Origin of the sequence: Thauera propionica (genome assembly GCF_002245655.1) — a bacterium.
GTDB classification, from domain to species: Bacteria; Pseudomonadota; Gammaproteobacteria; order Burkholderiales; family Rhodocyclaceae; genus Thauera; species Thauera propionica.
In genome coordinates, this window is the sequence record NZ_NOIH01000030.1 from 52,756 (window position 1) to 63,630 (window position 10,875).

The window sequence follows — 10,875 nt, forward strand, 5'->3', positions numbered from 1 at the left end:
GCCCCGCCGGAAGGCAAAACCGCAAGACAACGCCCGGAAGTCTATCACCTCGCCATTTCAGTCCCGCGCAGGCCCCGTGCCCGGGTCATGGATGACGGTCGCGACGCAAAGAAGAACCCCGCCGGACATCGCTGTCGGGCGGGGTTCTCGGGCGACGCCGCGGGGTGGCAAGCCACCGCGCGGCGGAACAGCGGTTTAGTGCGAAGCCGCGGTGGCCGCACCGACGCCCGTCTGGGCGCGCACGTACTGATCTTCGAAGGCCTCGATCTCGGCCTTCGCCTCGGCGCTGTTGTCCATCTTCGACACCAGGATGGTGGCGAGGAAGGCGAGCGGCATCGAGAACAGCGCGGGCTGGGTGTAGGGGAAGATCGGCGAGGCGAAGCCCAGCACGTCGACCCACACCGACTTCGACAGCACGACGAAGGTCACGGCACTGAACAGACCCAGGTAGCCACCGGCCATCGCGCCCTTGGTGGTCAGGCCCTTCCAGTACATCGACAGGATCAGCACCGGGAAGTTGGCCGAAGCCGCCACGCCGAAGGCCAGCGCGACCATGAACGCGATGTTCATCTTCTCGAAGGCCATGCCGAGCAGGATGGCGACGACGCCCAGGCCGATGGTGGCGAACTTCGACACGCGCAGCTCCTTCGCCTCGTCCGCCTTGCCCTTCATGATCACGCGCGAGTAGATGTCGTGCGAGATCGCCGAGGCACCCGCCAGCGCCAGGCCGGCCACCACCGCGAGGATGGTCGCGAAGGCCACGGCAGACAAGAAGCCGAGCAGCAGGTTGCCACCGACCGCGTTGGCCAGGTGCATGGCGATCATGTTGCCGCCGCCGATGACCTTACCGCCAATCTCGCCACCTTCGAAGAACTCGGGGTTCTGCCCGACGATGAGGATCGCACACAGACCCATGATGGCGATGACGTTGAAGAAGTAGGCCACGATACCCGAAGCGTAGAGCACCGACTTGCGTGCTTCCTTGGCGTCCGTCACGGTGAAGAAGCGCATCAGGATGTGCGGCAGGCCGGCGGTGCCGAACATCAGGCCGAGGCCGAGCGAGATCGCGGTGATCGGGTCGGCGAGCAGGCTGCCGGGGTTGAGCAGCTTCTGGCCCAGCTTGTGCACTTCCATCGCACGGCTCGTCAGCTCGTCGAACGAGAAACCGAACTGGCTGAACGCAAGCACGCCCACCGCAGTGCCACCGATCAGCAGCATGCAGGCCTTGATGATCTGCACCCAGGTGGTGGCGACCATGCCGCCGAAGGTGACGTAGACCATCATCAGCGCGCCGACCACGACCAGCGCGATGTTGTAGTCCAGACCGAACAGCAGCTTGATGAGCTGGCCGGCACCGACCATCTGCGCCACGAGATAGAAGCACACCACGGTCAGCGAGCTGACCGCCGCCATGGTGCGCACCTTGCCCTGGTTGAGGCGGTAGGCGGTGATGTCGGCGAAGGTGAACTTGCCCAGGTTGCGCAGGCGTTCGGCCATCAGGAACAGGATGATCGGCCAGCCGACGAAGAAGGACAGCATGTAGATGTAGGCATCGACGCCCTGCATGTACATCATCGCCGTCAGACCCAGCAGCGTGGCGGCCGACATGTAGTCACCCGCGATCGCCAGGCCGTTCTGGAAGCCGGTGATGCCGCCGCCGGCGGTGTAGAAGTCCGACGCCGACTTGGTGCGGCTGGCCGCCCAGTAGGTGATGCCCAGGGTCAGCAGCACGAACACGAAGAACATCGCGATCGCGTGCAGGTTGAGCGGCTGCTTCTGCGTCGCGTCCATCGCGGGACCGGCGGCAAGCACGGGAGCCGAGACGGCGAGCGACAACAGACCCGCGCCGAAGCGGGATACGAATTTGCTGTTCATCATTTCTCCGCCTTCCATGCAGCCTGGACGAGTTCCTTGTTGATGTCGTCGAATTCGCCATTGGCGCGACGCACATACACCAGAGTCAGAACCCAGAAGAAGATGAACTGCAGCAGGCCGGCCAGGATGCCGAAGGTCAGGTTGCTGCCCTCGAACAGGCGCTTGCCGATCAGCTCGGGCGCGAAGGCCACGAGCAGCACGAAGCCATAGAAGATCACCAGCACGGTGACCGCAAGCAAGCCCGCAAAGCGGGTGCGCTTGGCCACCAGTTCCGCAAAGCGCGGATTGCGCCTGATGTGCGCATAGACAGAGCTAGACACTTTCTCCCTCCTCAAGGAAAAGCAACGTTGGAAACGCCACTCCTCCACCCTCCTTGAGCCGACCAGCCGTCTGACGCAGCGGTTCGGATCAATGGATGATATATCATCGATAAGACTCCATACATGTCCGTATGGAAATTTTTTATCTTTTTATCCAGACACCCAATGGAATCGAAGATTTCGTTCGACCTCGCCGACGGCATCGCCACCGTCACCCTGCACAATCCGGGCAAACTCAACGCGGTCAACGCCGCGATGTGGCGCGGGCTCTCTTCCGCGCTCAAGCGGGTCGCCGACACCCCCGAAGTGCGCTGCGTGATCCTGCGCGGCGCCGGCGACGACGCCTTCGCTGCCGGCGGCGACATCGAGGAATTCCTGACCGTGCGCGCCACGGTGGACGACGCGCTGCACTACCACGAGGAACTCGTCGCCAATGCCCTGGACGCGATCCGCAACTGCGCAGTGCCGACCGTCGCGGCGATCCGCGGTGCCTGCATCGGCGGCGGACTGGAGATCGCCGGCTGCTGCGACATCCGCATCGCCGGCGAATCATCGCGCTTCGGCGCACCGATCAACCGCCTGGGCTTCTCGATGTATCCGGGCGAGATGGCCGGCCTGCTTGCGCTGGTCGGGCCGGCCGTGGTGCTGGAGATCCTGCTGGAAGGGCGCATCCTGACCGCGCGCGAGGCGCTGCAGAAGGGCCTGCTTTCACGCGTGGTGGACGACGAGAAGGTCTTCGACGAGGCCGCAACCTGTGCCGCACGCATCTGTGCCGGGGCGCCGCTGGTCGCGCGCTGGCACAAGCAGTGGGTCCGGCGCCTGATGACGGGCGCGCCGCTCACCGACACCGAGAAGCGCCAGGCCTTCGACTTCCTCGCGACCGAGGATTACCGCGAAGGACTCGACGCATTCCTCAACAAGCGCGCGCCCCGTTTCACGGGGCGCTGAATGGCGCTGCCGGACGAACGCCCGGCAGCCGGTTTACTGGGCGGCTGCCGGCGTTGCGGCGGGGGCAGCCCCCGCTTCGCGCAGCGCGGCCTCGAGCAGGGCAGCCTTGTCTATCTGCAGCGGCATCGGTGCGTCGGGCGGGCAGATCGATGCCGGATCGATCCCGGTGCGCTCCTGGCCCAACTCCACCGCCGTCGGCATGTTCTCGCGCGCCACATCCAGCGCCGGCATCAGGCGGCCGATCGCAGCAAGCGTGCGCGCCTTGGCCGTCAGCAGGTCGTAACTGGCATTGACGTAGGCCCTGCGTGCCTAGAAGTACTCGTTCTCGGTATCCAGCAGGTCCAGCAGCGTGCGCTGGCCGATGTCGAACTGGTTGCGGTAGGCCTGGCGTGCCTTCTCGATCGACAGCTGGTGCTGGTCCAGGTAGCGCAGTTGCTCGACCAGGCGCTGGCTGTCGTTGTAGGCGATCGACAGCGTCTGACGCAGGTCGCGGCAGGCCTTCTCGCGCTGGTCGCGGGCGACGTTGAGCGTCTCTGCCGCCTCGCGGATGCGCGCCTGGTCCGCACCGCCGCGATACAGGTTGTAGCTCAGCACCAGTTCGACCACTTGTTCGCGCGAATTGCCGTCGTAGCCATCCAGGTTGTGGTCGAGGGCCTGACGCGCGCGCAGATCCACGCGCGGGCGGTTGGCGGCGCGGCGCATGTCCACCAGGCGCTGACCGGCATCGACGTTCTCGACCGCGGCATACAGCATCGGGCTGCCGGCGAACGCCTCGCGCAGCGCGTCATTCACGGACGGGGGCAGGTCGACAGGCGGCAGCACGCCCTCCATCGACGCCAGCTGCTCGGGCGGCACCTCCCCGATCAGGCGCAGGTAGCGCGCGCTGACGTCGTGCAGGTTGGATACTTCGGTCAGCAGGTTCGACTCGGCCAGCGCGAGGCGGCCAGTGGCCTGCTCGAGGTCCACGCGACGCCCGACTCCGGATTGCGTGCGCTCGCCGATCTGGTCATACACCTGCTTGTGCTGGACATAGTTTTCCTGCGCCAGCCGCACCAGCTCGCGATAGCGCGACACGTCGCCGTAAGCGCGCAAGGCTTCCAGCGCCGCGCCTTCCGACGCATCCATCAGCTCGTAGTAGCGCACCAGCCTGGCGTGGCCGAGCCGAGCGACGTCGTTGCGGGTGTAGAAACCGTCGTACACCATCTGGTTGAGCGAAAGCGTGGCGTTGCGGTGCGTGTAGCGCTCCGTGCCCTGGCCTTCAAAGTACTGGCGCTCGCGGCCGATGCCGGCCGTCAGGTCGACACGCGGCCGATAGCCACCGCGCGCCGCATCCTGCTCGGCCTCCGAGGCGAGGAAGGCGTGCCACCGGGCCTGGACTTCCGGATTGGCGACTACCGCCTTGCGCGCAGCGTCACGCAGCATGTCGGGCGCCCCGGCCTGGACCGCAGCACCGGGGAAAGCCGCCACCAGGGCAGCGAAGAGTAGAGCGCGCATTGGTTTTTTCATGATGTTCACCTTATTGAGAGCCGCTGCGAACACCGGTCCTGCCAGGTTCGCAGCGGCATTGCTGCGTTACGGAAATTATTTCACCCCTCGCCGGATCGGCCTGAGAACTACTAGACGCTATTCCGCGAATTCCCATCCCGTGTGACACTAGGCGCCCCCGTGGCGGCGTCTACGTGCGCCGTGCCCGCTTCCAACGCCTCATCGCCATCGAGCCCTGGAGACGGCCGTCAGACTCCTTCACCAGCTCCGCCTGCTGCTCATCCCGGTCGGGCACGGACGCCGCGCACTTACCCTGATCGTCTGCGCGCTGCTGTGCTCGACGTTCGCGCGCGCCGATCTGGAGCGCATCGGCGCCGAAGCCGCACAGCGCTATGGTGCGAAAACGGTGGCGGCGGTGGACGCCTGGCGGCAGATGATGGAAGCGGCGGCAACACGCTCGGAGCAGGACCGCCTCGCCCTGGTGAACAATTTCTTCAACCGTCACCTGCGTTTCGAGGACGACCGCCAGGTGTGGAACACGCCCGACTACTGGGCTACACCGCTCGAAGCCCTGTCGCGCAGCGCGGGCGACTGCGAGGACTTCGCCATCGCCAAGTTCGCCAGCCTGCGCATGCTCGGTGTCCCGCCGGAGCGACTGCGGCTGATCTACGTCCGTGCCAACATCGGTGCCGCGGACAGCGGCATCTCGCAGGCACACATGGTGCTGGGCTATTACCCCACGCCGGACGCCGAACCGCTGGTGCTCGACAACCTGATCAACGACATCCGCCCGGCAGGCCGAAGACCCGACCTGTTCCCGGTCTTCAGCTTCAGCGACGCCGGCCTGTGGGTGGCCGGCGCCAGCCAGTCATCCGCCGATCCAACCACGCGCCTGTCACGCTGGCGCGATGTGCTCGACCGCATGAGCCGCGAAGGCATCCGGCTCGTCGGCAGCCCATGAAACCCTAGTCCGGAGCAACAGACACATGTCCCTGATCAAGCAGCTTTGGCTCGCGATCATCCTCGTCACCGCCATTGCGCTCGGCGGCAGCGTGCTGGTCAGCACGCTTTCGGCACGCCACTACCTCGAGCAGCAGCTCGCGGTGAAGAACATCGACAACGCCACCTCGCTGGCGCTGGTCCTGTCGCAACTGCCCAAGGACCCGGTGACCATCGAACTGCAGGTGACCGCACAGTTCGACACCGGCCACTACCGCCGCATCCGCCTCGCGGACCCCAGCGGCCAGACGATCGTGGAGCGCCACTTCGACGGCAGCGTCACCGAGGCACCGCCCTGGTTCATGGAACTCGTGACCATCGGGGTCCAGCCCGGCATCGCGCAGGTGCAGGACGGCTGGAAGCAGTTCGGCACCCTGACCGTCGAGAGCCACAGCCGCTACGCCTACGCCTCGCTGTGGCAGGCCGCGCGCCAGTTGCTGGCCTGGTTTCTGGCGGCCGCGGTGCTGTGCGGCATCGTCGGCACCCTGGTGCTGAAGTGGATCACCCGGCCGCTGAACCGCATGGTGGAGCAGGCCGAAGCCATCGGCGATCGCCGCTTCATCACCACTCCCGAGCCGAACACGCAGGAGTTCCGCAGTGTGGTGCGCGCGATGAACGCCCTTTCGGAGCGCGTTCGGGCGATGCTGGCCGAGGAGTCGCGCCGGCTGGAAACGCTGCGCCATCAGGTGCAGCACGACGAGCTGACCGGGCTCTTCAATCGCGAGCAGTTCATGCGCCATCTGTCCGCCGCGCTGGCACGCGACGACAGCCAGGCCGGCGGCGTGCTCGTGATCGCGCGCGTGCCGGGGCTGATCGAGCTCAACCAGCGCCTGGGCCGCCTCAACACCAACCGCTATCTGTGCGCCGTAGCCGAAGCGCTGCAGGCTGCCACTGCGGACAATGGCGGCTGGCTGTGCGCACGCCTCGGCGGCAGCGACTTCGGTTTGCTCGCCCCGGCGGCGGACACGGCGGAGGCAGTCGCCATGGCCGTTCACGCGCATCTCGCCGCCGCTAAGGGCGCGCACCCGGACATTGCCCCCGTGCTGGTCGCGGCGGGCGAGTACGCGCCGGGCGAGGAACGTCCGGTCGTGCTGTCCCGCATCGATGGCGCGCTGGCCGCGTCGGAGGAGACCGGCGAGCCCAACCCTGCGCTGGTGGGTGCGTCGGGCAAGCCCCTGCTCCGCGACAGCCAGGAAGGCTGGCAGCAGGCCATTGCGACCGCCCTGGCGGGTGACGGCCTGGAACTGATGCGCTACCCGGTCCGCACGACCGGCGGCGAGCTGCTGCACCACGAGGCGCCGCTGCGCATGCAGGTTGACGGTGAATGGCAGCGCGCAGGGCTGGTGCTGCCCTGGGCGGCCAGGCTCGGGCTGATGGCCGACGTCGATCTCCATGTGCTGCAGCTTGCGCTGAAGCAGCTGGCGGCCTACCCCGGACTCGAGCTGGCGATCAACGTCTCGGCCGACGCCCTGCGCGACGGCGCGGCACGCGACCGGCTCTACGCCAGCATCGCGGCCGCGCGCGAACTGGCGCCGCGGCTGTGGATCGAGGTGCAGGAGCACAGCGCATTGCAGCACCAGCCCGAGTTCCGCGCGCTGTGCCTGATGCTGCAGCCGCTGGGCTGCCGCCTCGGCCTCAAGCATGCGGGGGCGGAACTGCACGGCATCGAGGACCTGCACGAACTGGGTTTGCACCACATCAAGATCGATCCGACCTTCATCACCGACATCGACGCTTCGCCGGGCAACCAGGCCTTCGTCCGCGGCCTCAGCACCATCGCGCATTCGATCGGCCTGTTGTCGATCGCCGAAGGCGTGGGACGGGCAGAAGAGCTGGCGACCCTCGAACGTCTTGGCGTCGACGGCATGACCGGCCCAGCCGTGCGCTGACGCCGGCAGATCAGCCCGCGGTCAGATCCCACACCCGCAGTTCGGTACCGCCGCCGTCCTGCAGAACGAAGGCCGGCGGCGGCAGCGAGAACGGCGGCGCGCACAGGTCCTGTGCGCGCCAGCCGCCGGGCTCGACCTCGGCGTTGGCCGCGCCACGGTGCGAGGTGGCGATGAGGTAGCGCGCACCGCTGCGGCGGATGTTCTCCAGCGCGGCCTGGACCTGCGCGTTGGGCAGGTGCGTCAGCACGTGCCGGCACAACACGGCATCCGCGCTGGGCAAGGCGTCGGAGACGACGTCGGCGACGTTGAAGAACACGCCTCGCCGCCCCCGATGGAGCCCCAGCACATAGTCGATGACTTCCGGCGACACGTCGATGCCCAGATACAGGTCAAGCGTGTCGAGCGCAGGACCGAACCAGTTCAGGTCGCCGCAACCGGCATCGAGCAGGCTGCGCACGTTCAGGCGCTGCAGCAGCTTGAGCAGGGATTTGCGCATCGCGGCAGTGGCCGCCAGCGTGGAACCGGGACCGCTGCGGGTTTCGACGCAGCCCCAGGTGCGCTCGTTGAAGATGCGGGAAAAGGCGCGGGCGCGGCGGACCTCGCCATCGTCCAGCGGTGAGCCGAAGCGCCCGTCCGCCGCGCGCGGGCCGATCGTGCGCCGGCGAAAGTCGAGATCGGCAAAGCGCTCGTACTCCTCCAGCGTGCGCCGCGTGCCCAGCCCGTAGCGCGCGATGTCCCGCATCGCCTCGGGGTCGGCCGGCAGTTCGCGCGCCAGCAGGCAGCGCAGCCGGGCGTGGGCGCGCGCGCTCAGCGTCGCCCAGTCACGGTTGTCGCTCCAGTGGCGCGGGCGGCCGCGCTCGTTCGAATAGTCGTGATACAGCAGCACGTCGTCGGGCGTGAACAGGTCCCAGCCATGGGTCCACAGGCGCACCGCGAGGGTGATTTCCTCACCCTGGAAGTACAGCAGCGGGTCGTAGGGCACCTCGTCGAACGCCGCCGCCGGCGCGAAGATGCAGCCAGCGCCGACGAAGGCCGAGGGGAGCGGCGCTTGTGGCCGGCATTCGTAGGGCAACGCCCGCGAGTGCAGCAGCAGCCCGCCCTGGTCGCTGAACTGCTTTGCGATCTGCACCGGAATGCGCCGCTCGCCGAGGCGATCGGGCAACTGGTAAGGCACGGGATAGGAACTGAGCACCGGCCGCGGCGACGGGCAGCGCTGCAGCATGGCGATGAATGCCTCGTCCCAGCCGGGCTCGAAGCGCATGTGGCTGTCGATCTGCAGCACGTAATCCTCGTCGCGCCGCAGTTCGGTCAGGATGCGGTGCCGCGCCCAGCACGCTCCCAGGCTTTCGGAGGCATGCACGGTCAGGCTGCGGACGTGGCTGGCCGGCGCTTCCCCGCCGATGCAGTCGTCGTCGTCGCCCGGAATCACCTGCCACAGCACGCCGGCGAAAACCCGCTCGGGATGCGCGGCGCGGGCGAACAGGTCGGTGACCGTGGCCGGTCCTTCGCTGTCGCGGTAGCTGGCGATGGAAACGAAGATCCGTGGCAGTTCCATGCTTGTCTTTCTGAAGCGGCGAGCCCCCGCGCCAAGCGGCACGGGGGCTGCCGGTGATGCGCCTCAATCGGTGATCAGCTTGCCCTTGTTGATCAGGTCCTGAATGATCAACTGGTCGCTGCCGAGGCCGGAGGTGAGATCGACATTCTCGACGACGATGACCTGGTCGGCCGCGTCGTAGCCGCCCTCACCGAAAGCCCCCGTGCTGCTGACCATCACCGTCGTGTCGCCCGAATCCGGGTCGAACTCGAAGTGCAGGTAGCTGTCGAGCGTTCCCGCCGATTCGTCCTGCAGCAGGTCGCGCAGATCGAGCGCATCGCCATCGGACAGCGAGAAGTCCTTGATGACGTCCCGCGCCGGATCGTCCGCGCTGCCCTGGTCGCCGAGGTGCCATTCGAACACGTCGGCACCCAGCCCGCCGTACAGCACGTCGTCGCCCGCACCGCTGCCCGACAATGCGCCGTCATCCTCCAGGACCCTTGCGGCGAGCGTGGTGATCACCTCGCCGTAGGGCGTCAGCGTCAGCGTCGCGCTGTCGGTGCTGCCGTCGATGTCGATCGCCACGTACTCGAACACGTCGGGCGCGTAGTTCACATCGATGTCGCTGACCACGAAGCCGGCGTTGCTGGTGCTGCCCGACTCGAAGGACAGGTTGAGGTAACTGAAGCTGTCGGGCGGATCAATCAGGACGGAGTACACCCCACCATTGTCATTCACGCCGCCACCGAGCGACCCTGACCCGACGACGTTGCCCTCGAGGTCGTAGGCGGTCCAGAACCCCTGCTCGGATTGAGCGGCATTGAACTGACCGAGCGATACCAGCACGCTGTCAGCCTCACCCTGCAGCGCGATGACCAGATGTTCGTCATGGTCGATCGCGGAGCTCTGCAGCAGCATGACGCCCACGCCTGCCTTGCCGGAGCCACCGCCGCCCTTGAAGCCGACGTCCTGCGAAGCAGCAGTCGTCAGCTTGTCGATGTCGAAGGTCCAGTCGCTGCCATCCGGATTGTCGCGGAAGCCATACAGCCCGACCACGCCGTTCTCGGCCACCCACATGTTCAGGTTCGGATCCTTGTAGCTCACCGGGGGCTGCATCTGGCTCGTATAGCTGTAGGAGCCATCCGAGCGGATCACGAGCAGTCCGTTGGGCGTGTCGAAGCTGACCTCACCCCCCTCGGCGATCTGCTTGGTCTCGCCCTGGAAGCTGACCTGGTCCACGCGCAGCGGCTGGTCGTTGCCGGTGTCGTTGCCGAGCACGTTCCCGGTCACCGTGGTGCCTTGCGCGACGAACTGATGGTCGTCGATCGCATCGACATCGGTATCGGTCACGTTCACCTTCACCGTCGTCCACGAGGACTCGTCGGTGCCATCGGTCACCCGGTACTCGAACGTGTCATGGTTCGGCACCTCATCGTCATGGTCGAGGATCGGCGCGACGTAGCTGAAGGTACCGTCCGGTTGGAGCGTGACCGTGCCCCCCAGCGGGGTGGTGAAGCCTTCGCTGACGATGTACTCGGTGCCATTCACGCGCACGGCCGAGACCTGGATCGGATCGCCATCCAGATCAGTATCGTTGTCGAGCAGCGAACCCAGTTCGGCGGTCGTACCCTCGACGATGTCGTACTCGTCACCCTCGGCTTCCGGCCCGTTGTTCGGCGGTTCGGTCGTCGGCGGTTCGGTCGTCGGCGGTTCAGTCGTCGGCGGTTCAGTCGTCGGCGGTTCAGTCGTCGGCGGATCATTCGTCGGCGGTTCAGTCGTCGGCGGTTCAGTCGTCGGCGGTTCAGTCGTCGGCGGTTCAGTCGTC

The 10,875-nt window shown here is 66.8% G+C and carries 9 protein-coding genes; 3 read left to right on the forward strand and 6 right to left on the reverse strand.

The annotated features are described in order from the left end of the window. Window positions 1–195: 195 nt before the first annotated feature. Together CGK74_RS16795 and CGK74_RS16800 are read right to left on the reverse strand one after the other, a co-directional pair. Window positions 196–1,875 (reverse strand): cation acetate symporter, encoded by a 1,680-nt coding sequence (locus CGK74_RS16795; protein ID WP_094269553.1) that lies wholly within the window; start codon window positions 1,873–1,875, stop codon window positions 196–198. Continuing rightward, window positions 1,875–2,195, reverse strand: coding sequence for a DUF485 domain-containing protein (locus tag CGK74_RS16800; protein WP_094269554.1), 321 nt, complete (start codon window positions 2,193–2,195; stop codon window positions 1,875–1,877). Before CGK74_RS16800 ends, CGK74_RS16795 begins: the two co-directional genes overlap by 1 nt. A 165-nt stretch (window positions 2,196–2,360) precedes the next feature. Between CGK74_RS16800 and CGK74_RS16805 the strand changes: the two genes are divergently transcribed. Beyond that, entirely contained in the window at window positions 2,361–3,143 is a 783-nt protein-coding gene (locus tag CGK74_RS16805) for an enoyl-CoA hydratase/isomerase family protein (RefSeq protein ID WP_094269555.1), read from the forward strand. A gap of 33 nt (window positions 3,144–3,176) precedes the next feature. On the opposite strand, the gene CGK74_RS19440 is transcribed toward CGK74_RS16805, so the two are convergent. Continuing rightward, window positions 3,177–3,374: a hypothetical protein gene (locus CGK74_RS19440; RefSeq protein ID WP_338056391.1), complete on the reverse strand. Its 198-nt coding sequence runs from the start codon at window positions 3,372–3,374 to the stop codon at window positions 3,177–3,179. 78 nt (window positions 3,375–3,452) lie between these two features. Then, the gene (locus CGK74_RS16810) at window positions 3,453–4,637 is read right to left on the reverse strand and encodes a TolC family outer membrane protein (RefSeq protein WP_338056392.1); all 1,185 of its coding nucleotides are present in this window, start codon (window positions 4,635–4,637) and stop codon (window positions 3,453–3,455) included. A 406-nt stretch (window positions 4,638–5,043) separates the two neighbouring features. Here CGK74_RS16810 and CGK74_RS16815 point away from each other — a divergent pair, with 406 nt between their 5' ends. Further along, window positions 5,044–5,589: a transglutaminase-like cysteine peptidase gene (locus CGK74_RS16815; RefSeq protein WP_240498766.1), complete on the forward strand. Its 546-nt coding sequence runs from the start codon at window positions 5,044–5,046 to the stop codon at window positions 5,587–5,589. 25 nt (window positions 5,590–5,614) lie between these two features. Further along, entirely contained in the window at window positions 5,615–7,516 is a 1,902-nt protein-coding gene (locus CGK74_RS16820) for an EAL domain-containing protein (RefSeq protein WP_094269556.1), read from the forward strand. A 10-nt stretch (window positions 7,517–7,526) separates the two neighbouring features. Here CGK74_RS16820 and CGK74_RS16825 read toward each other — a convergent pair whose 3' ends face one another. Together CGK74_RS16825 and CGK74_RS16830 are read right to left on the reverse strand one after the other, a co-directional pair. Then, window positions 7,527–9,071, reverse strand: a complete 1,545-nt coding sequence (locus tag CGK74_RS16825; RefSeq protein WP_094269557.1) for a GlcNAc-transferase family protein — start codon at window positions 9,069–9,071, stop codon at window positions 7,527–7,529. Window positions 9,072–9,134: 63 nt separating this feature from the next. Further along, on the reverse strand, window positions 9,135–10,875 hold a 1,741-nt coding region (locus CGK74_RS16830), incomplete at its 5' end, for a type I secretion C-terminal target domain-containing protein (protein WP_133091929.1).

What these genes read in the sequence shown, in the direction of transcription:
- CGK74_RS16810 (WP_338056392.1), bottom strand. Translation starts at nt 4,637, where the DNA reads ATGCGCGCTCTACTCTTCGCTGCCCTGGTGGCGGCTTTCCCCGGTGCT.
- CGK74_RS16805 (WP_094269555.1), top strand. Translation starts at nt 2,361, where the DNA reads ATGGAATCGAAGATTTCGTTCGACCTCGCCGACGGCATCGCCACCGTC.
- CGK74_RS16820 (WP_094269556.1), top strand. Translation starts at nt 5,615, where the DNA reads ATGTCCCTGATCAAGCAGCTTTGGCTCGCGATCATCCTCGTCACCGCC.
- CGK74_RS16795 (WP_094269553.1), bottom strand. Translation starts at nt 1,875, where the DNA reads ATGAACAGCAAATTCGTATCCCGCTTCGGCGCGGGTCTGTTGTCGCTC.
- CGK74_RS16825 (WP_094269557.1), bottom strand. Translation starts at nt 9,071, where the DNA reads ATGGAACTGCCACGGATCTTCGTTTCCATCGCCAGCTACCGCGACAGC.
- CGK74_RS19440 (WP_338056391.1), bottom strand. Translation starts at nt 3,374, where the DNA reads ATGCCGGCGCTGGATGTGGCGCGCGAGAACATGCCGACGGCGGTGGAG.